A 26,247-nucleotide genomic window follows, 5' to 3' on the forward strand; every position below is an offset into this window, starting at 1 on the left:
AAAAGTAGTGCCCTGGCGCACTATGCGCCAATCCCGCCGGGCCGTTGCCGAGGCGAACCGCCGTCAGCGTCGGTACGTCGCGCCAAGATCGCGCTGCCCAGCCAGTCCCGCAGAAAGCGTCGCAACTCCTCGCGGCTGCGCGACGCGTCATTTGGCGCGACGAAGAAGGACAGCATCACTCGCAGGGTGAATTCGACCAGGTCACGCTTGGCGGACTCGTCGTAGCCGTACTGCGCCCAGTCGACGTCGAAGCGCGCCAGCATCCGCAGCCCGAAGCCCTGCGCGGTTTCCGAGGCCACATCGCCGGTGTGGGCACCGCCGTACGACTCCGACAGCAACGTGCCCAGATGCGGGGTGCGCGCCACCTCCTCCAGGGCGAACAGCACGCCCTCGACCATCGCATCGGCCGGGTCGGTGATGCCTTGCACCGCCGCGGCGAGCTGATCGAGGAACCCGTCGACCGACGCGAACGCCGCGGCCTTCATCACCGCGTCGGCAGTCGGGAAGTACCGGTAGACGGTCTGCCGGATGACCCCCAGTTCGGCGGCGACATCGGCGATGCTGACCGCCGCTCCGCGCTGAGCGATCAGTTTGACCGCGGCGGCGACAATCCGCTCGGCGGCCTCTTCGTCGTTGCCCGGCGGATCCCCGACCCAGCCGCGTCTGCGCGCCACACACAACTCCTTGACCTGAACCGACCCGCAGTTTAAACGCCGGAGGCAAGGCGAGGTCGAGAAGCCGGCGCTAGACCAGGTCCGGTTCCACCTGGGGTGCGGGCACGCTGGCCCGCGCCACAGACCGATGGGCCGCCACCGCCGACGCGAGTGTCACCGCGGCGATGGCAAAGCACATCAGCGTGTACCACAGGCTGCCGATCGGATCGCCGTTGGCGGTCACGCCCTCGACAGCACCGAAATAGGACGGCAACGCCGCGATCCACAGCACCGCCATGACCGCGAGGTACACCCCGGCGTAGCCGAATATGATTCCCGGCGAATGCGGTTGGTTTGCCGCCAGGTCGTCATTGACACCGCTGCGCAGTCGGCGCCACTGCATGACGAAGACGGCGATCGCAACGCCGGCGACGACCACGAGTTCGGCGGCGTAGGCCACGCCGATCACGGTGGTGCTACCGGTGATGGCGCCGGAGACGGTGGCGGGCAGCGGCAGCAGCGCGGTACCGATCGAGGCGAGCACACCGATCACGAGCGTGCGCCAAATCAGTTGGCCGGCCGAGAAACTCCGCCCCGCATCGACGTGGCGGCCGACGAAGAACTGCACGCAGAACGCCAGCGACATCGGCCATAGTGCGGCGAACACCACGACGCTGGGCAGCGGCACCGCGTCGAGGAACGGTTGGTTCATCGGGTGATCCAGCGTCCACTCCCACCACCGCAGTTGCGGGCCGAGGTGGTCGAAGATCTCGTAGAACGCGTGGTGGACGAAGCCGACGCAGACGGCGCCGATCAGCGTGCCGTAGCGGCGGAAGATTCCCAGGGTGCGGACGATCTCGAACGCGATGGTGGCCATGATGGGGTAGATCGCGATGATGTACAGCGGCAGTCTGCCCCAAAGGAATTCGACCGTGAACACGTTGTGGGCGAACATCGTGTCGACGTGTTCGCTGATACCGAAGGCGGCCGGGAAGTACAACGGCGGTTCGATGATCAGCAGATAGGCGATCGCCCCGATCCACAGCACGAGGTTGGTCGGGTCGTTGTGCCGGCGCAACCGCGCGATCGCGTATGCCAGCGCAACGAGCGCGCCGATCACGATCAGAAGCTCGAGGACCGGTAGCGTCCAATTCTCCAGCGCCAGGGGATTGCGGAGTTCGAACAGGCCGCCGGCTTCTTCACAGGTGAACCCCAGCCGGGTAGCCAAACCCTCGAAGGTGGACGCGCACAGATCAGACATCAGCGGCCTGCTTCCACTCGATCTTGTCGTTGTCGTCGGCGGTGTACCACCGGGTGACGTCGTAGCCCGCGTCGTAGCGATCGAACCAGACCTGGGCCAGTTCGGGCAGCTTTTCGTGCGCGGGGTTGTGCCCCGGGATCTGGCTGCGGACAACGCCTATCATCGCCGCCAGTTGGTCCCGAACCGGTAGGTGCCCGAAGGCGTTGCCGAACGGGCCGTCGTTCCCGGCCTTGACGAACGGCAGCTTCTGCAGCACAGCCTTCTTGCGCCGCTGCATCCCGAAGGTGGAGATGGCGTCGACCTTGCGGTCCTGCACCGGGATGTACTTGTTGAAATCGTCGCAGGCCAGCTGGATCACCGACCACACGTGTCGGAAGATACTGGGGGCCACCCGCATTCGGTACCACGGCTGGTCGACAACCTCGTCGTAGATCAGCAACGCGGAACTACGGTGCTCGACCTCCTCGACGAAGTGCCACAGGAACAGGGAGGCCACCCTGTCGTCTCCCGGCGCGAACAGGGTGTCGTCGTGGTCGAGCATCAACTTGAACACCGGCGTGAAGGTGGCCTCCAGGTCGGCGGTGTAGGCCAACCGGTACTTCAACGGGGTGTTGGCGGTCATGTCGTCGAAGGACCCGATGACCTTGTCGTAGGTGTCCTGAAGTTGCGGATACGCCTTGATCAGGCCCTTGGCATGCTGGCGGTGGGCCATCGCGTGTTGGCCCTCCTGCCGCACGAACGCGTCGGCCTCTTCGGCTATTGCCGGGTCCTTGATCAGCGGCATGGCCTCGGTGATCATCCGCCCGATCATCTTCTCGAAACCGATGGCCAGGAAGGATACCGCGTTGGCCATTCCGGAGAAGGCCGGGTTCGCCTCGTTCCACAGGAAGGGCACCGGGTGGTTCGCGAACGCGAAACGCATCTTGCGGACGATCAGATCCGTCATGGCCGACCCCTCATCGCGCGTTGCCGGTGGCAACGGTCATCAACATACAACAAGACACTATTCCGTCTGACTGTATGATGACAAGTCCCGGGGTGCCGCCTGCCGCCCCCGGCCTAGTCGTCCCAGCCCATCGAGAACACCTCGAACGTCGTCGCGTGCGTCACGGCCATCCGCTCCCCCGCCTGCCGGGACGCTTGCCCCAGGAATTCGGCGGGATCGAACTGCGCCCAGCCCAATCCCTCGATGTAGGCCCGGTGCGCCCGCAACGACTCCACGCCCAGCTCAAAGGTTTCGGTGATGTCGACGCCGTGCCCCGAGTCCGGGGAACCGGCCGCCCAGACCTCGGTCACCCCGCCCCACGGCTCAAGGCTGCCGTCGAGTTGCTCGGCGAAGATCCACCGATTACCGGCGTCGCGGACCGCGTCCAGCGTGGCCTTTCCGGTGGCGATGTGGTCGGCCTGGTTCAGTGCGCGGCCACCCCAGCCCTCGCGGAAGTTGTTGGTGATGACGATGTCCGGGCGGTGCCGTCGCACCTCGGCCGCGATCACCCGGCGCAGCGGCACACCGTATTCCAGGATGCCGTCCGGCAGCCTCAAGAAATCCACGGTGTCCACGCCAACGATGCGGGCGGATGCGACCTGCTCGGCCTCGCGGGTGGCGGCGCATTGTTCGGGATGCATGCCGTCGATGCCGGCCTCCCCGCTGGTCACCATGCAGTAGACGACGCGCTTGCCCTGCCGGGTCCAGCGCGCCACCGCCGCCGCGGCGCCGAACTCCATGTCGTCGGGGTGGGCGACCACGCACAGCGCGCTGTCCCAGTCCTCGCGGACGGGCTGCAATGCGGGCGTCGAACGATCATCACCGAGAGGCATGCGGCGAGCATCCCACCCGTGCGGCAGAGTGATCAATCGATGGGTGTCGTCCTCGCTCTGCTGTCCGCCTTGGGCTACGGAATCTCCGATGTCTTCGGTGGGCTGGCGTCGCGGCGCATCTCGCCGGTGCGGGTGGCCCTGATCGGGCAGGTTGCCGGCCTCTGCGCCGCCGCGGTGGCACTGCTGGTCGTCGCGGCCGCGTCGCCGGCGGGGGCGGACCTGGTGTGGGGCGCGTGCTCGGGTGTCGGCACCGGACTCGCCATGGTCTTCCTGTTCCGCGGCCTGAGTCGCGGGGCGATGTCGGTGGTGGTGCCGGTCAGCGCCGTCGGCGGCGTGGCGTTGCCGGTGCTGGTCACGGCCGCGTTCCTCGGCGAACGGCCACCGGCACTGGCCTGGGTCGGCGTGCTGCTCGCGTTGCCGGCGTTGTGGTTCATCAGCGGCGGCTCGGATCGGTCCGGGACGGTGCAGCGCGCCGCGGTGTATGACGGCCTCGGGGCCAGCGGCGGCATCGCACTGCAGTACCTGTGCCTCGCGCAGGCCGATGCGTCGGCGGGCCTGTGGCCCATCCTCACCGGACGCGCCGCGGCCGTCGCCGCGGTCCTGGTCGCCGCGGTGACCTTCATGCGCCACCGCGGCCCGCGCGCCACCGCGACGTCGCCAGTGGCCGCGCGCCCGTTCACGTTCAGCGTCGCCGCCGGCGTGCTGGCCGCCGCCGCCCTGGCCGCCTACCTCTATGCCCTGCGCACCGAGTTCGTCACGGTCACAGTGGTATTGGCCTCGCTATACCCGGTGGTGCCGGTGATCGTCGGGCTCGCCTTCCTCGGCGAGCGGCTCCGCACCTCCCAGGTAGCCGGGCTGGCGGGGGCACTGGCGGCGGCGATCCTCATCGTCGTGGCCTAGAAGAGGGCCGCGGAAGCCCCGGGGCGCGGTCGCACCGATCGCGTCGTCGAGGTGGTCACACCGTGATCCCGGCGGCGCCGAGCGTGCGCTCCAGGGCCTCGACGTACTCGCTGGTGCCGTTGAACGGGCCGTGCACACCGATCGCCACATCGAGGAAGGCGCTGTACTCGTCGTTGACGTGGGTCTCCCACCGGGTCAACTGTCCGTCATCGTTGGTCTGGATGAAGCTGTAGGAGTAAAAGCCCATCTTCACACCGTCTTTGGTGTGGCCCTCCCAGCGCGTCTTCATCGTCACACCGTTGCTGGCTGGCCAGTAATCGAAACCGGCCGGCTTCCAATCCGGGAAGGTCAGCGAATAGGCCTTGGCCTCCATGGTCGAGGCCCGAGCGGTGTCGGTGGGAAACTCGCTGAACGGGAACACCTGATCACCGGTGAAGTACGGCGACACATACACACCGTCGTCGGCGAACCTCCACGCATCGGCGAAGGCAGCGCCGTCCTTGACGCCCTCGTTCAGGTAGGCGTCGCGGTAGGCCTCCGCCATCCGGGTGTGGTGGGCGATGCGTTCTTCCAGATTCACTTCGGCGTCCTTCTTCTCGGGGGAGCAGGGGGTAGCGCACAAGTCAGCAGAGCTGACGTCCGGCGAGGGCCTGCCGGACGCGCGGAGCGCGTCGACTCCACGAGTGTGACGGGCCTCACGATACACGGGTGCATCGCGGATACAAGTATGCATAAAGTGGTCGACGCCACACCTGCGGCGGAGCGCGGACGCCGCGGGCTCTCGGCTCGGGCGCGTGATGGAGGATGCTCCGGTGGTGGAACGCTGGACCGAGGAGCGCCGCGCCGAGCAGCTACGCCAGCTGCTTCTCGACGCGGCGGAGGAAGTCTTTGCCCGCAAGGGCTGACCGGGGCGGCGCTGGAGGAGATGCCGACACCGCCGGGGTCACCCGCGGTGCGATCTACTCTCAGTTCGGCGCGAAAGAGACCCGACGATGAATTGTCGATCGCCACGTCGTCTCGCTGAGCTGCGCGGTCCGGTGCGTTCGGCCGCCCGCGCTGCCACTCGCGTCAGGCCGGTAGGTTGGCCTTCAACACGGCGAGCGCCTCGGTGCTGAGCCGGGCGAGTTCGTCGGCCTCGGCGGGTTCCAGTGCGGCCGCGAAGATCTCGGCCATGCGCCGATTGGTCGCCTGCTCGACCTCCGCGTAGCGATCCTTCTTGTCCGCGCCGTCGGCGAAGGGCTCCGGCCAACCGAACATCTTGGTGTACTCGACACCGCCGTGCAGCATGTGCGCTTCTACCGGGGCGATCCCCGAGACGGTGAGCAGGTTGAAGTGCACGTCGGCGCGCAGTTCGCGCAGCACCATCATGACCTGCAGGGCCCGCGCCGGCGCGTCGTCGGCCAGCGGCATGGTCCGCCAACCCGCAAACATCGGCGTGCCCGCGATGGGGGTCGGCGCGATCAGCTTCTCGCCCAGCGCGGCGATGCGGTCCAGACCCTGCGCGCCGGACAGGTACTTGCGCCCAAAGTCGGCGATCTGCTCCCAATACTGTTGGGCGGCACCGAGGGCGCCCCGCACCGCAATGCCCTCGTCCCACAACGCGGCGGTGGAGGTCGGTTCGAACACCGCGAGCACCGCCGCGACGGTGGCGCCGCCGGCCTCACCGAGCACCCCGGCGCGGCCGGCGATGTAGCCCGCCAGCGGATTCTGATAGCCGGCCGCGACGCTGCCGGCGAAGGTCTCCGGGTGCAGCATGAAGCGGCCGAGGGCGTCTCCCATCGCCGCACCCGTGTCGGCGGCCGCGGCCGCCATATCGGTATTGCTCATGACAATGACTCCTCTTGGTCAGCGCACAACGGACGTCCTGCAACGGGTGCGGGCGACGCTCTTCGCGAGATGTTTTGCGTCCTACAACATTGCGATTTCGTAGTCGCGGATCTGCCCGCTCAACACACCCAGCTGATCCTGCGCGGAACCGAGCGTGTTGTCGATCGCGGTGAGCCGCGCCGCGTAATGCGCGACCGGGTACTCGGCGGTGATTCCGATGCCGCCGTGCAGTTGGATGGCTTCCTGACTGATGTGCCTGCCCGAACGGGCGATCTGCAGCTTGGCCCGGGCGGCGACCGTGGGATCGAGCACGCCGTCGGCAATCGACATCGCGGCGTAGAGGTTCATGCTGCGGGCCAACTCCAGCGAGACGTACATGTCCGCCGCGCGCTGCGTCAACGTCTGGAACGTGTTGAGCGTGACCCCGAACTGCTTGCGGCTCTTCAGATACTCGGACGTCAGGCGCAGCGACTCCTCCATGGCGCCAAACGCTTCGGCGCACAGCGCCGACTGGATGCGCACCAGTGCCCGCTCGATGGCCGGTGTCGCGTCGGCGGCCGATCCCAGCGGCGTGGCCGGCGAGCCATTCAGGTCGATCTGTGCACCACGCAGGCCGTCGAACGTCCGGAAACCCGTCTTGTTCACCGCATCCCCGTGGACCAGGAACAGGCCGGTGCCGCCGTCGGGTAGGGCCGCGGTGACCACCAGGGTGTCGGCGGTGTCGCCGGCCGGCACCGGGTTCTTCCGGCCGCTGAGCACCCAGGCTTCACCGTCGGGACGCGCGGTCGTGCTGACGGCCGCGGTGGCGCCGCGCATGCCGGGTTCGGTGTGGGCGAATGCCAGCAGCAGGCGGCCCTCGGCCACCTCGTCGAGCAACTGCTTCTGTTCGTCGGTGCCCTGCTCGGCGATCACCGCGCCGGGGGCCAGCGCGGCCTGCAGCACCGGCTCCGGAGCCAGCCGCCGGCCGATCTCGGTCATCACCGCCGTGATCTCGATCTGCCCCGACTCCGACGGGTCGAAGCCGAGACCGAGGATGCCGGTGTCGGCCAGCTGCCCCCAGACCTCGCGGCTCCAGCCCACATCGGTGGCGATGACCTGATTCCGGCGTTCGACGTCGTAGTGCCGGGCCAACAGGTCACGGGTGGTGTCGCGCAGCAGTTCCTGCTCGTCGCTGAGTTGAAAATCCATATTCTTGCCGGCCTATCTCACAGTCCGAGGATGGTGGAAGCGATGATGGTGCGCTGCACCTCGTTGCTGCCGCCATAAATGGAGGTCTTGCGGTAGTTCAGGTAATGCGGCGCGCTGGCCTGTGCCCACTCGGGCGACGCGATCGCGTCGACCTCGAACGGCAATGCGTCGGGCCCCGCGACCTCCACCATCAGCTCGGTGGTGATCTGTTGCAGCTCACTGCCGCGCAGCTTGAGCACCGACGATGCCGGGTTCGGCTGGCCGTCAGCGGACCCGGCCGTCACCCGCATCTGGGTGAGTTCCAAGGCCAGCAAGTCGTTCTCGGCCTCCGCGAGCCGTGCCGCGAACAACGGCTCGTCGATCAGACCGGTTTCGACGGCGCGCTTCTTCACCTCGGCCAGCCGCACCTTGGTGGTGCCGACGTGCGCGATGCCGGTGCGCTCGTTGCCCAACAGGAATTTCGCGTACGACCAGCCCTTGTTCTCTTCCCCGACCAGCTGGTCGGCCGGCACCCGGACGTCCTCGAAGAACACCTCGTTGACCTCGAAGCTGCCGTCGATGAGCTTGATCGGGCGCATGGTGATGCCCGGGGTGCCGAGGTCGATCAGCAGGAAGGAGATGCCGGCCTGCCGCTTGGGTGCCTGCGGATCGGTGCGCACCAGGCAAAAGATCCAGTCGGCGTACTGGCCCAGCGTGGTCCAGGTCTTCTGCCCGTTGACCACGTAGCTGTCGCCGTCGCGCACCGCGGTGGTGCGCAGCGAGGCCAGGTCGGAGCCGGCCTCGGGCTCGGAGAAGCCCTGACACCAGAAGATGTCGAGCGCGGCCGTCGGCGGCAAAAAGCGTTCCTTGAGTTCCTGCGAGCCGAACTCGGCGATCACCGGCCCGACCATCTTCGCGTTGAACACCAGCGGCTCCGGGACACAGGCCAGCTGCATCTCGTCGAGCCAGATCTGCTGCTGCGTCAGCGTCCAGTCCTTGCCGCCCCATTCGACGGGCCAGTTGGGCACCGCCAGACCGTGCTCGTGCAGGATCTTGTGGCTCGTCACGATGTCCTCGCGACTGAGGTGGCCACCCTGCCGATAGCGTTCCCGCATCTCTTCGGGGAATTTGGTGGTGTAGATGGTCCGGAGTTCGTCGCGGAAGGCGGCTTCCTCCGCAGTCAAAGCCAGCTGCATAGACCCCAGACTAGCCCACCGGTTGGTTGGGTTGGTTGACGCTTGGCTGGAGTCGGGCGGCGCCCCAGGGCAAGACCGGCGGCTGATCCCGCTCACGCCACGAAATCGTCCCAGTTCGTCGCCAAATAGTTCAGAAATCGTGGGCCGACCGCCTCGGCCGTGAGGTGTTCCCGGGACACCGGCAGCGCCGCGGCCCGGTAGGTCGGATCGGCCAGTGCCCGTCGGGCGAAGTCGTGGTGCAGGATCGCCGCCTTGCCGATCAACACGAAATCGGCACCGCTTTCCAGGCACCGGCGCGCCGTCGGCACGTCGGTGATCTTCCCGGCGACCCCGACGCGCGTGTTCCCGCGGGGCAGATCCATGAACACCTCGATGAGACGGCGGCCGCGGTGCGCCTCCTCGTGCGGTTCCTTGAACGCGTCCCACAGCGAAAGATCCAGGTAGTCCAACTGACCGTCGGCGAGTACGTCCGCCGCCAAGACCCGCGCCTCGTCGAGGACGATGCCGTAGCGCTCCGGTGAAAGCCGCAGCCCGAGTTGAAAATTCGACGAGGTGGCCGACCTGATCGCGGCGATGATCTCGTGGACGATGCGGAATCGATTCTCGGCCGAACCGCCGTAGCGGTCGGTGCGGTGATTGCGACGGGCGTCGAGGAACTGGGCCACCAGATAGCCGTGTGCGCCGTGGATCTCTGCGCCGTCGAAACCGGCCTTCTCCGCGCGGACGGCGGCATCGGCAAAATCCAGGACGACCCGCTCCACCTGGGCTGTCGTGAGCGCGGTGGCACCCTTTTCCGGCTCGTCCCAGGGCGCCACGACCGGCACCCCGGTCAGTTGCCGATCGGCGCGGCGACCGCCGTGCTGCAGCTGCACCGACGAAACGGCGCCGGCGGCCCGCAGACCGGCGGCCAGGCGGGTCAGACCGGGCAGGTGCCGGTCATCGCACACGCCGAGTTGGCCGTCGAATGCCTGGCCGTCCCGGCTGACGTGCGCGGCGCACGTCATCACCATCGCGAAACCGCCCTGGGCGCGGCGGACCAGCCACTGGTACTCGTCGTCGTGCAGGGAGCCGTCGGCGTTGCTCTGCATGTTGGTCAACGGCGCCAACGCCAGCCGGTTGTGCCACGCGGGTCCGCGCTCGAAGTGCAGCGGGGCGGACAGGTCGGTCATGGGCGTTTCTCCAGACAGATCGGGTCGTGTCGTCGGCCCAGGCTACGCAACCGATCGTGCTGGACTCCGCGCCGGTGAGCGCCGCGGACATCGGTGTGTAGGGCGCGACCATCCCCGCGCGATAGTCTTCCTTGTCGGCCTCAGGTAACAAGCCGATAGAAAAGTTGAGCAATTCATGACCGCAGCACCTGAAACGTCGGCGCTCGAATCGCGGGTCGGCCACTACTACACGATGGACGACACGTACATCGTCGGCCATGAGAAGGTCCGCGAGTACGCCCGCGCCGTCCAGGACTACCACCCTGTGCACTGGGACCTTGCCGCCGCCGCGGATCTGGGCTACCCGGGTCTGGTGGCGCCGCTGACGTTCACCTCGACCCCTGCCATGGCGGCCAACCGGCATCTGTTCGAATCGGTGGTGCTCGGTTACGACACCTACATGCAGACCGAAGAGGTCTTCGAACAGCACCGCCCCATCGTGGCCGGAGACGAGCTCCACGTCGACGTCGAACTGTCGGCGGTGCGCCGGATCGCCGGGCGGGACCTGATCACGGTGACCAACACGTTCACCGACACCGCCGGCGAACGCGTGCACACCCTGCACACCACCGTCGTCGGTGTCACCGCCGAGGATGTGGATCCGGCGATCAAGTCGGCCGTGCAGAACGCCATGATGCACGACGTGAACCTGTTCGGTCCCCCATCCGATGTCGCCTACCAGAAGACCGTGCGTCCCGAGGGCGCGGTCCGGATCGCGCAGGCGGGCGCGACGCGCACGCCCGGGACACCGTACTTCGACGACGTCAAGGTCGGCGACCAGCTACCCGTGCACCATGCTCGGCTGACCCGCGGCGACCTGGTGAACTATTCCGGCGTGGCCGGCGACGCCAACCCGATCCACTGGGACGAGGGCATCGCCAAGCTGGCCGGGCTGCCCGACGTGATCGCCCACGGCATGCTCACCATGGGCCTGGGTGCCGGGTTCGCCTCGGCGTGGTCGGGCGATCCCGGCGCGGTGACCCGCTTCGCGGTGCGGTTGTCCGCGCCCGCGATCGTCTCGGCCACCGAAGGCGCGGACATCGAGTTCAGCGGCAAGATCAAATCGCTGGACCCGGCGACCCGCACCGGTGTCGTGCTGATTTCCGCAAAGTCCGCCGGCCGCAAGATCTTCGGCCTGGCAACGCTGGACGTCCGCTTCCGCTGAGCGGGCTGTTCACAGCTCCATGACCTGTCCGCCCTCGACCAGCCACGAGCGGTCCAGCTGGACGTTCTGCAGCATCCGGCGGTCGTGCGTCACCAACAACAACGCGCCGTCATAGCTTTCGAGCGCCTGCTCGAGTTGCTCGATGGCGGCGAGGTCCAGGTGGTTGGTCGGTTCGTCGAGGACCAGCACGTTGGTACCGCAGGCCTGCAGCAACGCCAGGCCGGCGCGAGTGCGCTCCCCCGGCGACAGATCATCCACGGCGCGCTCGACATGGTCGGCACCGAGGCCGAACTTCGCGAGCAGCGTGCGGACCTCGGCCGTCGGCCAATCGGGCACCCGGTGCTCGAAGCGGTCGACGAGTCGCTGCGGACCGGTGAATTCCGCTCGGGCCTGGTCGATTTCGCCGATCGCGACACTCGGCCCCAGACTCGCCCGCCCCTCGTCGGGCTCCCGGCGCCCCAGTAGCAGCCGCAGCAGTGTCGACTTCCCGGCCCCGTTGGGTCCGGTGATACCGATCCGTTCCCCGGCGGCCACCTGCAGCGACACCGGCCCCAACACGAATTCGCCTTGCCGCGCAACGGCCTTGTCGAGGGTCGCCACCACCGCGCTCGAGCGCGGCGCGGCGCCGATGGTGAACTGCAGCGCCCATTCCTTGCGGGGCTCGACGACTTCCTCCAGGCGCGCGATCCGACTCTCCATCTGCCGCACCTTCTGCGCCTGCTTCTCGCTGGACTCGGTCGCCGCGCGCCGTCGGATCTTGTCGTTGTCGGGGGCCTTGCGGATTGCGTTGCGGACACCCTGGCTGGACCACTCCCGCTGGGTACGGGCGCGCGAGACCAGGTCGGCCTTCTTCTCGGCGAATTCCTCGTACTCTTCGCGCCGGTGCCGCCGCTCGACCTCGCGCTCCTCCAGATAGCTTTCGTATCCGCCGCCGAAGACCCTGGTGCTGTTCTGGGCCAGATCCAGCTCCAGCACGCGGGTGACGGTGCGGGCCAGGAACTCTCGGTCGTGGCTCACCAACACCACCCCGCCGCGCAGCTCACCGACGAACCGTTCCAGCCGTTCCAGCCCGTCGAGGTCCAGGTCGTTGGTGGGCTCGTCGAGCAGCACGATGTCAAAACGCGACACCAGCAGTGCCGCCAACCCCACCCGCGCGGCCTGCCCACCCGACAACGCGGTCATCAGGGTCGAATCCGGACGCACCGCGTCGGTGTCGAGACCCAGGTCGGCCAGCACGGCCGGCAGCCGCTCCTCGAGATCCGCGGCGCCGGTGGCCAGCCAATGATCCAGGGCCACCGAATAGGCGTCCGCCGGATCCGGCCCGCCCGGCTGCGGGTCCGCCAACGCGGCGGCCGCGGCGTCCATGGCTCGGGTTGCGTCGGTGCAGCCCGCCCGCCGGGCGATGTAGGCGGCGACGATTTCCCCGGGCACCCGGTCATGCTCCTGCGGCAGCCACCCGATGAAGGCGTCGGCCGGCGCGACGCTGACCGTCCCGTCGAGTGGTTCGAGAACTCCCGCCAGGATTCGCAGCAAGGTGCTCTTGCCGGCACCGTTGGCACCCACGACTCCGATGACGTCACCCGGCGCCACGGTCACGTCGACGCCCTCGAACAGGGTGCGGTGGGCGAACCCGCCGGCCACGTTCTTCGCGACGAGCGTTGCGGTCATGGCCTCATCGTCGCACCACCGCGAAACCGCCGACCTACCGGAGGCGGGCCTCCAGCGTGGGCGCGAACTCGGCGAACCAGTCGAGTGCAGCCGGGTTTGCAGTCGCGTCGCGGTTGGCCACCTGCTCGGGCGGCCGGCCCAACAGGATCCTGCGTACCGGAACTTCCATCTTCTTGCCGGACAGGGTCCGCGGCACCTCCGGGACGACGAAGACGTCGTCGGGGACGTGCCGGGGCGATACCTCGCTGCGAATCGCGGCGAAGACCCGAGCCCGCAGGTCGGCCGGTACGACGTCGACGTTGCCGTCGCGCAGCACGACGAACAGCGCGAGGTAGGACGGCCTGCCGCGATACTCGAGGTCGATGGCCAGGGAGTCGAGGATCTCCGGGTACTCCTCCACCACGCGATAGATTTCGCTGGTGCCCATCCGGACGCCAGCCCGGTTGATGGTGGAATCCGAACGGCCGTAGATGATCCCGGTCACCGACTCGGGTCGCGGAATGAGCCGCAGCCAGTCGCCGTGGCGCCACAGACCGGGATAGGTCTCAAAATAGCTTTCGTGATAACGCTTCCCGCCGTCGTCGCCCCAGAAGTACAGCGGCATCGACGGCATCGGCTCGGTGACCACAAGCTCGCCCACCGCATCCATCAGCTCGCGGCCGGAGTCGTCCAGCGCCTGCACGGCGACGCCGAGGCCGCGGCACTGCATCTCACCGGCGTACACCGGAAGAATCGGGCACGAGGTCAGGAACGCCGCGCCCGGATCGGTGCCGCCGGAGATTCCGGCGAGCATCAGGTCCTGCTTCACGTGCTGATACACCCAGCGGTAGGCGTCCGGAGTCAGCGGCGATCCCGTCGAACCCAGGCTGCGCACCGCCGAGAGGTCGTAGTCGTCACCCGGTGAGACACCGGATTTGATGCACGCGGACAGGTAGGCCGGGCTGGTGCCGAGGAAGGTGGCCCGCTCGCGTGCGGCGAATTCGAACAAGGCACCGGCGTGCGGATAGCCGGGATTCGCGTCGAGTTGCAGAATGGTGCAACCGGCGGCCAGTGTCACCACCGACAGATTCCACATGATCCAACCGGTCGAAGACCACCACAGGAAGCGGTCCCCTTCGCCTACGTCGAGTTGGAGTGCAGCGGATTTCAGGTTCTCCAGCAGGAAGCCGCCGTGACCGTGCACGATCGGCTTCGGTTTACCGCTGGTCCCCGACGAGTAGACGACCCAGAGCGGGTGGGCGAACGGCACCGGGGTGAACTCCAGCGGGGCCGGGGTCGCCACCGCGTCGCCGAAGGCCAGCGTCGACACCTCGCCCGGCGCCTCGAAGTCCGCGGCGGCGTCGAGGTGTGGCACAAGGATCACCGTTTCCAGCGACGGCAGCCCCCCGGCGATCTCACGCAGCACATCCCGGCGGTCGAACGCCTTGCCGCCGTAGCGGTATCCGTCGACCGCTACCAGCACCTTGGGTTCGATCTGCTGGAACCGGTCGAGGACGCCCGCGGCCCCCATGTCCGGTGCGGCACTCGACCACACCGCACCCAGGCTCGTGGTCGCGAGCATCGCGATGACCGATTCCGGCACGTTGGGCAGGTAGGCCACGACCCGATCGCCCTGCCGCACCCCGAGGCCGCGCAGCGTCGCGGCGAGTGCAGCCACCTGCTCGCCGAGGTCTTGCCAGGACAGTTCCATGCGCGGCCGGGACTCCGACTCACACACCACCGCGGCGCGCGCGGCCCAATCCGGATGCTGAGCGCGCCACAGCGACTGCTCGGCGTAGTTGAGCAGGGCGCCGTCGAACCAGCGTGCCCCGGGCATGCCGCGACCGTCCAACACCCGCTCGTACCCGCGGTGCGCGACGATCCCGGAGAAGTCCCAGATCGAGGACCAGAACGCCGACAACTCGGTCACCGACCATCGCCAAAGTTCCTCGTAGCCGCTGAACTTCAGCCCACGCTCATCGCGCAACCAGCGCAGGTACTTCGTGATCGCGGCGCGTTCGACGCGGTCAGCGGACGGGGTCCACAACAGCTCAGCGGCATCGTCGGTCATGTCCATCCACCTGTTTTCGTGTCCATCGCTGGACCCACGATAGATCGGCGAACAGCCGTCCGGGGGGTTGCGCCCCGCGCCGGGTCCTCACGCTGTGGCAGCACGGCGGAAATCGCTGGGATTGACGCCCCGAATCCGCTTGAAGGCCGCGCTGAACCCGAACGGATCGCTGTATCCCACGGTGCGCGCGATCTCGGCGAGGGTGGTGGCCTTCTGCTCGGCCAGCATGTCCGCTGCGAGCGTCATGCGCCATCGGGTGAGATAGGTCAACGGCGGTTCACCCACCACGTCGTTGAACCGCTTCGCCAAGGTGGACCGGGATACGCCTATGCGGTCGGCCAACGACGAGATGGTCCACGGCGCAGCGGGTTCGGCGTGCAGAATACGCAGCGCTTCGCCCGCCACCGGGTCGCGTTGGGCCGCCCACCAGGACGGCGGCTCGGCGCCGGGGCGGTCGAACCACGCGCGCAGCGTGCAGACCAGCATCCAGTCCAGCAGGCGGTCCAGCACCAACTGTTGGCCCGGGGCATCGACGGCAACCTCGGCGGCGAGGTGGTCCACCACGGGATCTCCGGTGCCGCCGGCCTCCACCCGCAACGCCACCGGCAGCGCGTCGAGCAGCCGACGGCTGATCTCTCCGCGTACCGGATAGGCGCCGACGATCAAGGTGGTCGCGCCGGCGTCAGCGGGGTCACTCCAGCCGAGGCGGTGTCGGGTACCGCCCAGCTCGGGCGTCGCGCAGAACTCCCCGCACGCCACCGGCTCGGCGTCGGTGGCGGGATCATCAACGAAGGTGAAGGTGCCCGGCCCCCGCACGATGATCGTCTCGTAGGCGCGCAGCGGCAGCGGCGGACCATCCTCGGGCACGATCCACCCCGACCCGCCCAGCACGGTGCACAAGGTCAGCGGCGCCCCGTCCACGAAGTGCAGGGCCCAGGGTGGGGAAAGCGTCGAACTGCCGAACAGCGAGCCCTGGGCCCGCACGCCCCGGAGCAGGTCACCGAGCACATCCATCCCACGATATTAGACGAATGGACAGGTAATCCGGTCTATCACCTATGGAACTGTCCGACGGTGCGGCGTTGGATCGAAGCCATGCCAACAGAAACCGTCCTCGTTCTCGGCGCCACCGGCAAGACCGGCCGTCGGATCCTCCCCCGGCTACGACTGCACGGCACGGCGGTGCGCGCGGCCTCCCGAACCAGCCCGACCCCATTCGACTGGTCCGCGCCCAGCGGCTGGGATGTCGCCCTGGCCGGTGCCGCCGCCGTCTACATCGTGGCCCCGCCCACCACCGGCCCGGCGCACGAGTTCGTCGCCCGCGCCGAGGCCGCCGGCGTGCAGCGTCTGGTCCTGCTGTCCGGGCGCGGCGCCGACACCTGGGGGGACTCCCCGTTCGGGCTGGACATGCGCGACGCCGAGGCAGCTGTGCGAGGTTCGTCGCTAGATTGGACTATCCTGCGCCCCAACAACTTCAACCAGAACTTCGACGAAGACGTCTTTCATGCCCCGCTGCTCTCGGGCGAGTTGGCACTGCCGGCCGGTGAGGTTCCCGAACCCTTCATCGACATCGAGGACGTCGCGGACGTCGCCGCGGCGGTCCTGACCCAACCGGGCCGCCACACCGGAATGACCTACGAGCTCAGTGGACCGCGTGCGATCACGTTCGAAGAGTCCTGCGAGTTGATCGCGCGGGCCTCCGGAGAATCGATCACCTACAAACAGGTTTCCCCCGAGGAATACGCCGCCATCCTGGTCGAGCAGGGACTGGGCGAAGACACCGCGCACCACGTCGCCGCGATGTTCGTGATGATGGAGCAGGGACTCGTCACGGGGGCCGCGGCGGCTACCGACGGCGTGGCCACCGTGTTGGGACGGCCGCCGCGAACGTTCGAGGACTACGTCGTGCGGACCGCGGCCACCGGGGCGTGGCAGCGATGAGCACCGCCGCCGGTGGGCTGACCGCTCAGGACCTGGAGTTCCTGGCCCGGCCCCTGCACGGCTTTCTGTCCACCGCCGCCGGACCGACACCGCCGCAGCCGCGCCCGGTGTGGTTCGAGGTCACCAGCGAGGGCGGCATCCAATTATTCACGGGCGTAGACACTTTGAAGGTGAGACGGGCCCGTCGCGACCCGCGCGCCTCGCTGGTCGTCACCGCCCCCGTCGGTGAGCGCGAACGATGGATCTCGGTGGCCGGCCGCACCACCGTGGATCCCGACGGGGCGCGTGAGCTCGCCACGCGCCTCGCGGCTCGCTACTGGGACCTCGATGATCCCGTGCGCGTCAAGGACCTCGACGCAATGCTGGCAGAAGAACACGTTCGCCTGATCATTGCGCCGCAGACCGTGCAACGCAGCGCGTACTGATCGGTGCAAACGCGTCCGAAGGTCAGGCCCAGTCCAGCACCGTGTCGCGCAGCGGCGCCTTCAGCACTTTGCCGGATGCGTTGCGCGGCAACGCGTCGGTGATCACCACCTTGGTCGGCTTCTTGTAGGACGCCAACCGGGTCGAGACAAACTCGATCAGATCAGCTGATGTCGGCGGATCGGAGGGGTCACGGGGAACCACCACCGCCACCGGAGTCTCGCCCCATTTGGGGTGGGGACTGCCCACGACGGCGACTTCGTGCACGTCGGGATGGTCGGCGATCGCCGCCTCCACCTCACCGCAGTAGACGTTCTCGCCACCGGAGATGATCATGTCCTTGAGCCGGTCGACGACGTAGAGGAAGCCGTCTTCGTCGGCGCGAACCAAGTCGCCGGAGTGGAACCAGCCGCCGCGGAACGCCTTCGCGGTCTCCTCGGGATTGTCCCAATAGCCCAGCATCGTCTGGGGTCCGCGGTACACGATCTCGCCGACGGCACCCTGCGTCACGTCGTTCATCTCGTCATCCACGATCCGCACATCCACCAGCGGCACCGGCTTACCGATTGACCCCAATTTGTCGAGGGCATCGGCGCCGTCGAGTGCCGTTGTCACCGGCGACATCTCGGTCTGCCCAAAGGTGCACACATTGGCCGCGTCGGGGAACGCGGTGGCCATGGCCCGCAGGATGGCCGCGGAGGCCGGCGCCGCGCCCCACGAGATGGTGCGCAGGCGCAGTTGTCGGTCCGGGATCGTCGGGCTGGAACACACGGCCTGCCATTGGGTGGGCACCAGGAACGCGTTGGTGACGCCCTCGGTCTCGAGGAGATCGAGGAACCGTTCGGGATCGAACGCGCCGGTCGGTGTGATGACCGTCGGATATCCGAAGATCAGATTGGGCACCAGTGCGCCGATGGCGGCAATGTGGAACATCGGCGAGGTAACCGCGACCACCTCGTCGTTGCGGACCAGCTGGAATGCCCGTGCGAGGGTGAGGGTTTGCCCCAGCAGGTTCTGGTAGGACAGCATCGCCCCCTTGGGCCGACCCGTCGTCCCCGAGGTGTACATGATCATCGCGCAGGTACTGACGTCGCCGGGCCCGTCGCCGAGGTGGGGCGGCGAGGCCGCCACGGCGGGTTCGTAGGTTTCAGCACCTGGGCCCGCGCCCTCGGCGCGCCCACCGACGACCAGGCATGCCAGCTCGGGATGCTGCTCGCGCACGCCGCTCACCAGCGGCGCCAGCTCCGCTTCCACGATCACCGCACCCGCGCCGGAATTCTCCGCGAGGAAGGCCACCTCGGCCGCGACGAGCCGGAAGTTGACCGGGACGGCGATGGCCCCGAGCCGGTTGACCGCCAGCAGGGCCTCGACGAACTCCGGCCGGTTGGTCAGCAGCAGCAGGACCCGGTCGCCGGCGTCGACGCCCCTGTCCGCGAGTGCGGTCGCCAGCCGACGGCTCCGGTCGTCGAGTTGCTGCCAGGTGGTCGTGGTTCCCCGGAATCGCAAGGCGGCGCCGCTCGGTTGGCAGCGTGCGTGCTTGCTGACCTGCTCGACCCAGGCCAGGGCGGTGTTCGGGTGAGGTCTGGTGGCACTCATCCATACAGACTTACACGACCGGCAGTTTTCGACCCGGGCCTGGCGCGCGGTGCGGCGGGGCTAGTTGTACTGACCACGGACGTTGGTGACGGCGTGGTGAGGTGACAAGACGAAGACCTCCGAGTGAAGTGCGAGCTGTCTAGGAACGCACCGACTCATCTCGGAGGTCTTCGTGTCTCACCGTAATGCTCCTTTGTCCGAAACCGGTCGTCTGCGGCTGGCTCGTTGCGTCGTTGATGACGGCTGGTCTCTGCGTCGGGCCGCGGAACGCTTCCAGGTGTCGGTGTCCACGGCCTCGCGCTGGGCTGGCCGCTACCGCGAGCACGGTCAAGCCGGCATGGTCGACCGCAGCTCGCGGCCGCATCACAGTCCCAATCGCACGCCCACACGCACCGAGCGGCGCATCATCGGAGTTCGGGTGACCCGGCGTTGGGGACCTGCGCGGATCGGTTATCTGCTGGGGATTCACCCCTCCACGGTGCATCGGGTGCTGACCCGCTACGGCATCGCCAAGCTGCGATGGCTCGACCGCGCCACCGGACGCGTCGTGCGTCGGATGGAGTCAGCGCGCTGCGGCGACCTGGTGCACGTTGATGTCAAGAAGCTGGGCAAGATCCCCGCCGGCGGCGGCTGGCGCATGCTCGGGCGCGCGAAGGGCCGACGCAACGCCAAGGCCGACAGAAGCAGCGGTGTGGTCAGCAAGCACGGCCACCCCATCCGCGGGTATCACTTCATCCACACCGCGATCGATGCCCACTCGCGGTTGGCCTACTCCGAACTGCTGGCCGATGAGCGCAAGGACACCGCCGCCGACTTCTGGTTGCGCGCCAACGCATGGTTCAACGAACACGGCATCAATGTACGAAAAGTACTGACAGACAACGGATCATGCTACCGCTCGCACGCTTTCCGGGACGCACTCGGTGACATCGAGCACCGTCGCACACGACCCTACCGACCACAGACCAACGGCAAGGTGGAGCGCTTCCACCGCACCCTGGCCGACGAATGGGCCTACGCGCAGCTCTACACCAGCGACGCGAAACGCTGCGAAGAGTATCCGCGCTGGCTGCACACCTACAATCATCACCGCGGCCACACAGCACTCGGCGGTCAACCACCCGCCAGCCGCGTACCTAACCTCTCAGGTCAGTACAGCTAGTCCTTGCCGTGCGGGTCGGCGGCGTTCAGAGTCTCGACAACCTTGTCGTAGTCTCCGCGCGCCTCCCCGTACCGCAGGAACTTCACCCGCTCGACCTGGATTTCCTTGGCGTCGGGACTGGTCTCCAGGATGTCGATGGCCTCGCCGATGAAATCGTCGAGCGGCATCGCGAAGGCGCTGTCACGCTGGCCGGGCATCAGGTCGGTCGCTACCGACGGTGGCTGCAACTCTTTGAATTCAACGCTGGTGTCGGCGAATTGGAGCCGTAGCGATTCGGTCAGCAGATGGATCGCGGCCTTGGATGCGTTGTAGCTCGGCGTGGCCTGCAACGGCGCGAACGCCAAGCCCGAGGACACCGTGATCACCGTGGAGTCGGGCTGGCGCTGAAGATGGTCGATGAACGCGGCGATGAGGCGGATCGGGCCCAGGACGTTTGTGGTCACGGTGGCCTCGGCCAAGGCCAGGGCGGACCCCGGTCGGCGCCAGTCTTCGATGTGCATGACACCCGCCATCGGGATCAGGACGTTCAGGCTGGGGTACCTGCCGATGACCTCCGCCGCGGCGGCCGCGACGCTCTCGGGATCGGTGGTATCGATCTGGACGGTACCCAGGCCTGGATGCTGTGCGGCAATTTCCGCCAGCAACTCGGCTCGTCTGCCACCGACGATGACGGTGTTCCCCTTGGCCCGCAGAGCCAGCGCCAACGCCAGACCGATGCCGCTGGTAGATCCTGGAATGAATATCGTGTTGCCCGAGATCTGCATGGCCACTGGCCTTTCGTCGTGCCGCGGGGACTATCGAGAAGCGTGTGAAGCCATAACTGTTGGACTTCGTACTTTATGCCCAGATGTTCGGTCGAGCGCGGGGCAATTCGGACTCCGCGGCGTCATCGTGCGGGTTCGATCCGCACGCAGCAGTACCGCTCGTGCGGAACCAGGCGGGCCCGGCGTCCGGTGCACTGCGCGCCGCTGAGCAACCCTTCGATGAGTCCGAGGTTCATCCCGCACACGAGGTCGGTGTGCCGGTCAGCGAGCGCGTGGAACGGGCAGTTGGCCAGCAGGATGCCGGTGCCGTCGACGCGGGGTTCGTAGCCGCACCGGGCGAGGACGGCCAGCACCCCTTCGTCGGTGGGTTCGGCGTCGGCGCCTAGGGCCTGGCCGAATTGGCCGGCTCTGCGCTTCAGACTCGTGCGGGGTGACTCACCGGTGCTCTCGGCGTCGTCGACGGCCTGCGCGAGCAGTTCTCCGGCCAGTTCATAGGAGCGTTGCGGCAATTGCACGGCGATGGCGGTGTCGCTGCGCCGGTACAACTTGGACGGCCGGCCCGCGCCCGGACCGGACCGGCCGCTGCGACGGGCGAATTCGACGGCGAGCAGACCGGCTTCGGCGAGCTTGTCGAGGTGGAACGCCGCCGTCTGACGGGGCATCTCGAGTGCCTCGGAGACCTCATCGCGACTGACCGGGTCCGCTTGGACGCACACGTAGTCGTAGAGCCTGCGGCGGGAGGGTTCGTCGAGGGCTGCCACGGCGCTGATATCCGGTGTGCGGTCCATGCCGCCATTCTAAAACTAATCACCATTGACTCAATCGACACGCCGGTTCTAAAATTAGTGATTATCGTTCTTAGAACTAGGAGGAGTCATGGCCACCAGCGCCCCCACCCACAAGTTCGTCGATTCGGACCGGCTGTCCGAACCCGGCTACCAGGCCTTCCTGCTGCTGCGGACGGTGTTCACGGTCGCTCCGATCCTGTTCGGCATCGACAAGTTCACCAACCTGATGACGGATTGGCCGCAGTACCTCGCCCCCTGGATCGACAACATCCTCCCTGGCACCGCACTGCAGGGCATGTACGTCATCGGAGTGATCGAGATTGTCGCCGGCATCGCCGTCGCCGTGATCCCGCGTTACGGCGCGCTGATCGTTGCAGCGTGGTTGGGCGGCATCATCGTCAACCTGCTGACCCTGCCCGGCTATTACGACGTCGCCTTGCGTGACTTCGGTCTGCTGGTTGCCGCGGTCGCGCTCGCACGGTTGGCCGTCGCCTACACCGGACCGAACGCGCATCGGTAAGCCCACCCGAGATCGGCCGTCAGGGCGGTGACGGAAACTCCTCGACCACGGCCGAGGCCGCCTCCTCGATGATCGCGCGCATCGCCCGCTCGGCCTGTCGCTCCTCGCCCATCCTGATCGCCCGCGCCACCTCGTCGTGCAAGGCGATCGCCTCGAGATTGGGCCGCTCGGGCATCATCCCGTGATGCGTGCGGCCGGCCAGCACCTCGGCGACCACGCCGTTCAACGCCCGAAACATCTCGTTTCCGCTGGCCTCCAGCAGTGTCTGGTGAAAAAGCTTGTCCGCCAACAGGTACGCATCGAGGTCGCCGGACCGCCCGTGCACCACCATGTCGGATACCGCAGTCGCCATGGTCCGGCACTGATGGGGGCTTGCGCGTCGCGCGGCCAATGCCGCTGCCGCCGGCTCGAAGCCGAGGCGCAGCTCGGAGAGCGACACCAGCTGGGCAGTGCGGTCCCCGACTTCCAAGCGCCACCGGATCAGCACCGGGTCGAAGACGTTCCACTTTTCGCTGGCCTGGACCGTGATCCCGACCCGCCGCCGAGATTCGACCATGCCCATGGATTCCAGTACCCGGATCGCCTCGCGGGCGACGCTGCGCGACACCCCATGCTCGGCGCTCACGCCGCCCAGATTCAGGACCCGCCCGGGCCCGTACTGGCCGGAGACGATGGCCGTCCCCAAGGCAGTCACCAGACTGCCGTGGAGAGCGCCCACATTCGGCCGATCAAGCATCAATAGATGATGTCAGAGACCCCGCCGTCGCGGTAGGAACATCTGATTCCGACTTGCCCCTTGCAATAGTATGACGATTGATGCAGGCTGTGTGACGACGCACACACGGATCAGGCGGAGGGCGCATGGCAGCACCGATCGTCGTCATGGGAGTTTCGGGCTCGGGGAAGTCGACCGTCGGCGCCGCGCTGGCGCAGCGAATCCGGGTCCCCTTTGCCGACGCCGACGACTTTCACCCGCCGGCCAACGTCGCGAAGATGTCGGCCGGTCACGCGCTCGACGACGACGACCGGGGCCCGTGGCTGGAGTCGATCGGAGAGTGGTTGGCGCGGCACCGCGACGGCGGCGTGATGAGCTGCTCCGCCCTGAAACGCCAGTATCGCGATCAACTGCGTAGGCACTGCGCCAAGATCGAATTCCTGCATCTGGAGGGTTCGGTCGAGACCATCGGCCGGCGCCAGGCCAGCCGGCCCGGACACTTCATGCCGGCGACGCTGCTGGCCTCTCAGTTCGAGACGCTCGAACCTCTCGAACCCGATGAGCACGGTGTCGCCATCGATGTGGACCAGAGTATCGACGCCATCATCGAGAGTTACATCAGCACAACCGAAACCCAGGCAGCCGAGCAGGAGGACCGATGATTCGAGACACTGAAGGCACCGCGGTCGGGAGGTCCAATGGAGGCAATTGACCCGGCGTTCGGGACCACCACACTCCTGCTGATCGCGGCGGGCGCGGTCGCTCTGCTGCTGTTCCTGATCATCAAGGTGAAACTGCACGCCTTCGTCGCCCTGGTGCTGGTCAGCGTGCTGACGGCGCTGGCGGCCGGCATCCCCGTCGCCGATGTCCCGGATGCATTGTCTTTCGGGTTCTCCAACACGCTGGGCTCGGTGGCGCTGCTCGTCGGGTTCGGTGTCATGATCGGGCGCCTGCTCGAAATCACCGGCGGGGCCCAAGTTCTCGCCGACACACTCATCGGGCGGTTCGGCGAGAAGCGGGCACCGTTCGCGCTCGGCGTGGCGGCCCTGTTGTTCGGTTTCCCGATCTTCTTCGACGCCGGACTCGTCGTCTTCCTCCCGATCATCATGACCGTGGCGCGGCGGTTCGGCGGCTCGCTGTTGTTGTACGCGTTCCCGGCCGCGGGAGCGTTCGCGGCCATGCACGCGTTGGTCCCGCCGCATCCGGGTCCGGTGGCGGCCGCCGAATTACTCGGCGCCAACATCGGTCTCACATTGATAATCGGCGTCCCGGTCGCCGTGGCGTCCTGGTACGTCGGTGCATTCCTGGTGTCCCAAATCATCGGTAAGCGCGTGCACGTCGACGTCCCCACCGCGTTGTTCGGTGAGCTCAACGGCGGCCGCGACACCGAGGGGGAGGCCGGCGGTACCGCCGTGACGGCCGGCACGGTCGGCACCGTCACCCGGACACCGCCGGCGTTCATCACGGTGCTCGGTGTGCTGATGCTGCCGTTCGTGCTGATCTCGTTCAACACCGTGCTCAACACTCTGATGACCGCCGGGGTGATCGAGGAGGGCGCGACGTGGGCGGAATACCTGAAGTTGTTGGGCACCACCTCGGTTGCGCTGCTGATCACGGTGATCGTGGCGACCCTGGTACTCGGATTGCGCGGTCGGTCGATGGCCGCCGTCAGCGACATCCTCGACAACGCCCTGGGCCCGATCTGCGCGATCATCCTCATCACCGGTGCCGGCGGGATGTTCGGTGGTGTGTTGCGGCTCAGCGGCATCGGCGATGCGCTCAGCGGGTCGCTGTCCAATCTCGGCATGTCGCTGATCCTGCAGGCGTTCATCATCTCCACGCTGCTGCGCGTCGCGCAGGGTTCGGCCACCGTCGCGTTGACGACGACGGCCGGACTGCTCAGTGCGGCCGTCGCCGCAGCGGACCTGTCCAGCCTGCAGCTCACCGCGTTGGTGATCGCGATCGCGGCCGGCGCGACGGTGCTCTCCCACGTCAACGACTCGGGTTTCTGGCTGGTCAGTAGGTTCTTCGGCATGGACGTCAAAACCACGCTCAAGACATGGACTGTCATGGAGACGACACTGGGCCTGAGCGCCTTTGCGATCAGCCTCGGGTTGTGGGCCATCGCTTGAGTCGGCAGGGATAGGAGAAGACATGACTCGCAAGATTGCGACGGAAACCGCCGTGGACGTCGAGCACCTGCTGGAGTTCGTGCGGCCGCGCCACCAGATGATCCTGCTCACCCGACGTTACGACGGCACCCCGCAGGCCTCGCCCGTCACCGGCGGCGTCGACGACTCGGGACGGATTGTGATCTCGACCTACCCCCAGCGCGCCAAGACCCGCAATGCGCGCGCTCGTCCCGACGTCAGCGTGGTCGTGCTCTCGGCGGACTGGAACGACGCCTGGGTCCAGATCGACGGAAGCAGCGAGATCGTCGAGGCCCGCGACGACGTCGAGCCCTTTGTCGAGTACTTCCGCAACATCTCCGGCGAGCATTCGAACTGGGACGAGTTCCGACAAGCCATGCGTGATCAAGGCAAGTCGCTGATTCGGATCACCCCGACCCGCTGGGGTCCGATTGCGACCGGAGGCTTCCCGCCGGACCTGGCGTAGTCCCATCACGTTGCATGGCATCGCGGAAGTCGGCGATCAGCGCGGTGACCTCCGCGGCCTGTTCGATCTGCGGGAAGTGGCCCGCCCCGGGCAGCATCGCCGCGGTCGCCCCGGGCACACGGGCAAGCACCAGGTCGATCCACGCCGAACTCTGTCCTGATTCGAGTGACACCCGCTCTCGTGCGGTGTTGAGCGTCGTGCATTGAATCGCCAGCAGGGGCCCGCGGACAGCGGCGAGTGCACTCTCCACCGCACCGGCATCCCAACCGACCAGGCTGGTCAGCAGATTCCTGCCGGCCGGCGCGGGCAAACCGACCCCGCGGCGAATGATCCGGTCCGCGAGAACGGGGTCACTCGACGGGACGAACATCGAATCGAAGAACCGCTGCATGAATCGTCCGTAGCCGGTCCCGGCGAGTTCATCCGACATGGCCTGCGCGGCGACTGCGGGATCACCATCGCCGATTCGGCTGCCGTCGACGAGTACGAGCCCGGCTACGGCGCCGGGTGCCACCCGGCACGCCTCGAGGACCACGCGACAACCCATGCTGTGGCCCACGAGGATCGCCGGCGGCAGCCGCAACGCCGTCATGGCTCGGGCCAGCGCAGCGCCATACGCCTCGACCGTGCAGTCCGCCGGCGTGCCCGGGCTGGAACCGTGCCCGGGTAGCTCGCCTACGACGACGGTGGTCCGTGCCTTGAACCAGTCGACCTGGGCCTGCCAGTCCGTGGCATCGCAGGCCAGCCCGTGCACGAAGACCATGGGCGGCCCACCACTGCCGGCACGTGTCATTCTCATCTCGGAGCTC

At 67.5% G+C, this 26,247-nt stretch carries 26 protein-coding genes and 1 pseudogene; 10 read left to right on the forward strand and 17 right to left on the reverse strand.

From position 1 onward, the window contains the following. Positions 1–20: 20 nt before the first annotated feature. The 4 genes from RCP80_RS24735 to RCP80_RS24750 all read right to left on the reverse strand — a co-directional run bounded on the left by RCP80_RS24735 (position 21) and on the right by RCP80_RS24750 (position 3,732). Complete coding sequence (locus tag RCP80_RS24735) at positions 21–674, reverse strand: TetR/AcrR family transcriptional regulator (RefSeq protein ID WP_308480204.1); 654 nt, start codon at positions 672–674, stop codon at positions 21–23. A 70-nt stretch (positions 675–744) separates the two neighbouring features. After that, entirely contained in the window at positions 745–1,914 is a 1,170-nt protein-coding gene (locus RCP80_RS24740; protein WP_308480205.1) for a hypothetical protein, read from the reverse strand. Next, the gene (locus RCP80_RS24745; protein WP_308480206.1) at positions 1,907–2,860 is read right to left on the reverse strand and encodes a metal-dependent hydrolase; all 954 of its coding nucleotides are present in this window, start codon (positions 2,858–2,860) and stop codon (positions 1,907–1,909) included. Before RCP80_RS24745 ends, RCP80_RS24740 begins: the two co-directional genes overlap by 8 nt. A 113-nt stretch (positions 2,861–2,973) precedes the next feature. Continuing rightward, complete coding sequence (locus tag RCP80_RS24750; RefSeq protein ID WP_308480207.1) at positions 2,974–3,732, reverse strand: PIG-L deacetylase family protein; 759 nt, start codon at positions 3,730–3,732, stop codon at positions 2,974–2,976. 18 nt (positions 3,733–3,750) lie between these two features. Between RCP80_RS24750 and RCP80_RS24755 the strand changes: the two genes are divergently transcribed. Beyond that, positions 3,751–4,632, forward strand: coding sequence for an EamA family transporter (locus RCP80_RS24755; protein WP_308480208.1), 882 nt, complete (start codon positions 3,751–3,753; stop codon positions 4,630–4,632). Between the two features lie 55 nt (positions 4,633–4,687). Here RCP80_RS24755 and RCP80_RS24760 read toward each other — a convergent pair whose 3' ends face one another. Beyond that, on the reverse strand, positions 4,688–5,212 hold the full coding sequence (locus RCP80_RS24760; RefSeq protein ID WP_308480209.1) for a hypothetical protein: 525 nt from the start codon (positions 5,210–5,212) through the stop codon (positions 4,688–4,690). Between the two features lie 232 nt (positions 5,213–5,444). Here RCP80_RS24760 and RCP80_RS24765 point away from each other — a divergent pair. Beyond that, positions 5,445–5,616, forward strand: a pseudogene (locus tag RCP80_RS24765) (TetR family transcriptional regulator); the annotation flags it as partial. An 84-nt stretch (positions 5,617–5,700) separates the two neighbouring features. Here RCP80_RS24765 and RCP80_RS24770 read toward each other — a convergent pair. The 4 genes from RCP80_RS24770 to RCP80_RS24785 form a co-directional block, all read right to left on the reverse strand. Continuing rightward, positions 5,701–6,459 (reverse strand): SCO6745 family protein, encoded by a 759-nt coding sequence (locus RCP80_RS24770; RefSeq protein ID WP_308480210.1) that lies wholly within the window; start codon positions 6,457–6,459, stop codon positions 5,701–5,703. Positions 6,460–6,540: 81 nt separating this feature from the next. Next, positions 6,541–7,647 (reverse strand): acyl-CoA dehydrogenase family protein, encoded by a 1,107-nt coding sequence (locus RCP80_RS24775; protein WP_308480211.1) that lies wholly within the window; start codon positions 7,645–7,647, stop codon positions 6,541–6,543. 17 nt (positions 7,648–7,664) lie between these two features. Continuing rightward, a complete protein-coding gene (locus RCP80_RS24780; protein WP_308480212.1) occupies positions 7,665–8,822 on the reverse strand; it encodes an acyl-CoA dehydrogenase family protein in 1,158 nt (385 codons plus the stop codon). 92 nt (positions 8,823–8,914) lie between these two features. After that, complete coding sequence (locus tag RCP80_RS24785; protein WP_308480213.1) at positions 8,915–9,991, reverse strand: NADH:flavin oxidoreductase; 1,077 nt, start codon at positions 9,989–9,991, stop codon at positions 8,915–8,917. A 175-nt stretch (positions 9,992–10,166) separates the two neighbouring features. Here RCP80_RS24785 and RCP80_RS24790 point away from each other — a divergent pair, with 175 nt between their 5' ends. Then, positions 10,167–11,195 (forward strand): fused (3R)-hydroxyacyl-ACP dehydratase subunits HadA/HadB, encoded by a 1,029-nt coding sequence (locus tag RCP80_RS24790; RefSeq protein WP_308480214.1) that lies wholly within the window; start codon positions 10,167–10,169, stop codon positions 11,193–11,195. Between the two features lie 9 nt (positions 11,196–11,204). Here the strand turns inward: RCP80_RS24790 and abc-f are convergent, their stop codons facing one another. From abc-f to RCP80_RS24805, 3 genes are all read right to left on the reverse strand, one after another. After that, entirely contained in the window at positions 11,205–12,863 is a 1,659-nt protein-coding gene (gene abc-f, locus RCP80_RS24795; RefSeq protein ID WP_308480215.1) for a ribosomal protection-like ABC-F family protein, read from the reverse strand. A gap of 34 nt (positions 12,864–12,897) precedes the next feature. Next, on the reverse strand, positions 12,898–14,913 hold the full coding sequence (locus tag RCP80_RS24800) for an acetoacetate--CoA ligase (protein ID WP_308480216.1): 2,016 nt from the start codon (positions 14,911–14,913) through the stop codon (positions 12,898–12,900). Positions 14,914–15,000: 87 nt separating this feature from the next. Then, the gene (locus tag RCP80_RS24805; RefSeq protein ID WP_308480217.1) at positions 15,001–15,927 is read right to left on the reverse strand and encodes an AraC family transcriptional regulator; all 927 of its coding nucleotides are present in this window, start codon (positions 15,925–15,927) and stop codon (positions 15,001–15,003) included. A gap of 81 nt (positions 15,928–16,008) precedes the next feature. On the opposite strand from RCP80_RS24805, the gene RCP80_RS24810 reads away from it, so the two are divergent. Continuing rightward, positions 16,009–16,854, forward strand: coding sequence for an NAD(P)H-binding protein (locus tag RCP80_RS24810; RefSeq protein WP_308480218.1), 846 nt, complete (start codon positions 16,009–16,011; stop codon positions 16,852–16,854). After that, positions 16,851–17,279 (forward strand): pyridoxamine 5'-phosphate oxidase family protein, encoded by a 429-nt coding sequence (locus RCP80_RS24815; RefSeq protein ID WP_308480219.1) that lies wholly within the window; start codon positions 16,851–16,853, stop codon positions 17,277–17,279. The genes RCP80_RS24810 and RCP80_RS24815 overlap by 4 nt, the downstream gene beginning before the upstream one ends. A 22-nt stretch (positions 17,280–17,301) precedes the next feature. On the opposite strand, the gene RCP80_RS24820 is transcribed toward RCP80_RS24815, so the two are convergent. After that, positions 17,302–18,873, reverse strand: coding sequence for a long-chain-fatty-acid--CoA ligase (locus RCP80_RS24820; RefSeq protein WP_308480220.1), 1,572 nt, complete (start codon positions 18,871–18,873; stop codon positions 17,302–17,304). Positions 18,874–19,045: 172 nt separating this feature from the next. Between RCP80_RS24820 and RCP80_RS24825 the strand changes: the two genes are divergently transcribed. Then, entirely contained in the window at positions 19,046–20,035 is a 990-nt protein-coding gene (locus RCP80_RS24825) for an IS481 family transposase (RefSeq protein WP_308480221.1), read from the forward strand. Here the strand turns inward: RCP80_RS24825 and RCP80_RS24830 are convergent. Together RCP80_RS24830 and RCP80_RS24835 are read right to left on the reverse strand one after the other, a co-directional pair. Beyond that, on the reverse strand, positions 20,032–20,799 hold the full coding sequence (locus tag RCP80_RS24830; protein ID WP_308483010.1) for an SDR family oxidoreductase: 768 nt from the start codon (positions 20,797–20,799) through the stop codon (positions 20,032–20,034). The genes RCP80_RS24825 and RCP80_RS24830 overlap by 4 nt on opposite strands. A gap of 122 nt (positions 20,800–20,921) precedes the next feature. Then, positions 20,922–21,587, reverse strand: a complete 666-nt coding sequence (locus RCP80_RS24835) for a helix-turn-helix transcriptional regulator (RefSeq protein ID WP_308480222.1) — start codon at positions 21,585–21,587, stop codon at positions 20,922–20,924. Positions 21,588–21,675: 88 nt separating this feature from the next. Between RCP80_RS24835 and RCP80_RS24840 the strand changes: the two genes are divergently transcribed. Next, positions 21,676–22,107, forward strand: a complete 432-nt coding sequence (locus RCP80_RS24840; protein ID WP_308480223.1) for a hypothetical protein — start codon at positions 21,676–21,678, stop codon at positions 22,105–22,107. Positions 22,108–22,126: 19 nt separating this feature from the next. Here the strand turns inward: RCP80_RS24840 and RCP80_RS24845 are convergent, their stop codons facing one another. Beyond that, positions 22,127–22,843 (reverse strand): FadR/GntR family transcriptional regulator, encoded by a 717-nt coding sequence (locus RCP80_RS24845; protein WP_308480224.1) that lies wholly within the window; start codon positions 22,841–22,843, stop codon positions 22,127–22,129. A 125-nt stretch (positions 22,844–22,968) separates the two neighbouring features. On the opposite strand from RCP80_RS24845, the gene RCP80_RS24850 reads away from it, so the two are divergent. Genes RCP80_RS24850 through RCP80_RS24860 form a run of 3 tightly spaced genes read left to right on the forward strand, consistent with a single transcriptional unit; the run spans position 22,969 to position 25,438 of the window. Continuing rightward, positions 22,969–23,484, forward strand: a complete 516-nt coding sequence (locus RCP80_RS24850) for a gluconokinase (RefSeq protein ID WP_308480225.1) — start codon at positions 22,969–22,971, stop codon at positions 23,482–23,484. 36 nt (positions 23,485–23,520) lie between these two features. After that, the gene (locus RCP80_RS24855; protein WP_308480226.1) at positions 23,521–24,954 is read left to right on the forward strand and encodes a GntP family permease; all 1,434 of its coding nucleotides are present in this window, start codon (positions 23,521–23,523) and stop codon (positions 24,952–24,954) included. A gap of 22 nt (positions 24,955–24,976) precedes the next feature. Then, positions 24,977–25,438, forward strand: a complete 462-nt coding sequence (locus tag RCP80_RS24860; protein WP_308480227.1) for a PPOX class F420-dependent oxidoreductase — start codon at positions 24,977–24,979, stop codon at positions 25,436–25,438. Here the strand turns inward: RCP80_RS24860 and RCP80_RS24865 are convergent. Then, positions 25,380–26,237 (reverse strand): alpha/beta fold hydrolase, encoded by an 858-nt coding sequence (locus tag RCP80_RS24865; RefSeq protein ID WP_308480228.1) that lies wholly within the window; start codon positions 26,235–26,237, stop codon positions 25,380–25,382. The genes RCP80_RS24860 and RCP80_RS24865 overlap by 59 nt on opposite strands. Positions 26,238–26,247 lie beyond the last annotated feature (10 nt).

Origin of the sequence: Mycolicibacterium sp. MU0053, assembly GCF_963378095.1 — a bacterium.
Lineage (GTDB): Bacteria > Actinomycetota > Actinomycetes > Mycobacteriales > Mycobacteriaceae > Mycobacterium > Mycobacterium burgundiense.

Coding starts and splice junctions, on each gene's coding strand:
- RCP80_RS24820 (WP_308480220.1), bottom strand. CDS start 18,873: ATGAGTGCCACCAGACCTCACCCGAACACCGCCCTGGCCTGGGTCGAG.
- RCP80_RS24865 (WP_308480228.1), bottom strand. CDS start 26,237: ATGAGAATGACACGTGCCGGCAGTGGTGGGCCGCCCATGGTCTTCGTG.
- RCP80_RS24780 (WP_308480212.1), bottom strand. CDS start 8,822: ATGCAGCTGGCTTTGACTGCGGAGGAAGCCGCCTTCCGCGACGAACTC.
- RCP80_RS24850 (WP_308480225.1), top strand. CDS start 22,969: ATGGCAGCACCGATCGTCGTCATGGGAGTTTCGGGCTCGGGGAAGTCG.
- RCP80_RS24790 (WP_308480214.1), top strand. CDS start 10,167: ATGACCGCAGCACCTGAAACGTCGGCGCTCGAATCGCGGGTCGGCCAC.
- RCP80_RS24745 (WP_308480206.1), bottom strand. CDS start 2,860: ATGACGGATCTGATCGTCCGCAAGATGCGTTTCGCGTTCGCGAACCAC.
- abc-f (WP_308480215.1), bottom strand. CDS start 12,863: ATGACCGCAACGCTCGTCGCGAAGAACGTGGCCGGCGGGTTCGCCCAC.
- RCP80_RS24740 (WP_308480205.1), bottom strand. CDS start 1,914: ATGTCTGATCTGTGCGCGTCCACCTTCGAGGGTTTGGCTACCCGGCTG.
- RCP80_RS24860 (WP_308480227.1), top strand. CDS start 24,977: ATGACTCGCAAGATTGCGACGGAAACCGCCGTGGACGTCGAGCACCTG.
- RCP80_RS24810 (WP_308480218.1), top strand. CDS start 16,009: ATGCCAACAGAAACCGTCCTCGTTCTCGGCGCCACCGGCAAGACCGGC.
- RCP80_RS24855 (WP_308480226.1), top strand. CDS start 23,521: ATGGAGGCAATTGACCCGGCGTTCGGGACCACCACACTCCTGCTGATC.
- RCP80_RS24770 (WP_308480210.1), bottom strand. CDS start 6,459: ATGAGCAATACCGATATGGCGGCCGCGGCCGCCGACACGGGTGCGGCG.
- RCP80_RS24775 (WP_308480211.1), bottom strand. CDS start 7,647: ATGGATTTTCAACTCAGCGACGAGCAGGAACTGCTGCGCGACACCACC.
- RCP80_RS24830 (WP_308483010.1), bottom strand. CDS start 20,799: ATGCAGATCTCGGGCAACACGATATTCATTCCAGGATCTACCAGCGGC.
- RCP80_RS24815 (WP_308480219.1), top strand. CDS start 16,851: ATGAGCACCGCCGCCGGTGGGCTGACCGCTCAGGACCTGGAGTTCCTG.
- RCP80_RS24835 (WP_308480222.1), bottom strand. CDS start 21,587: ATGGACCGCACACCGGATATCAGCGCCGTGGCAGCCCTCGACGAACCC.
- RCP80_RS24845 (WP_308480224.1), bottom strand. CDS start 22,843: ATGCTTGATCGGCCGAATGTGGGCGCTCTCCACGGCAGTCTGGTGACT.
- RCP80_RS24800 (WP_308480216.1), bottom strand. CDS start 14,913: ATGACCGACGATGCCGCTGAGCTGTTGTGGACCCCGTCCGCTGACCGC.
- RCP80_RS24750 (WP_308480207.1), bottom strand. CDS start 3,732: ATGCCTCTCGGTGATGATCGTTCGACGCCCGCATTGCAGCCCGTCCGC.
- RCP80_RS24805 (WP_308480217.1), bottom strand. CDS start 15,927: ATGGATGTGCTCGGTGACCTGCTCCGGGGCGTGCGGGCCCAGGGCTCG.
- RCP80_RS24840 (WP_308480223.1), top strand. CDS start 21,676: ATGGCCACCAGCGCCCCCACCCACAAGTTCGTCGATTCGGACCGGCTG.
- RCP80_RS24785 (WP_308480213.1), bottom strand. CDS start 9,991: ATGACCGACCTGTCCGCCCCGCTGCACTTCGAGCGCGGACCCGCGTGG.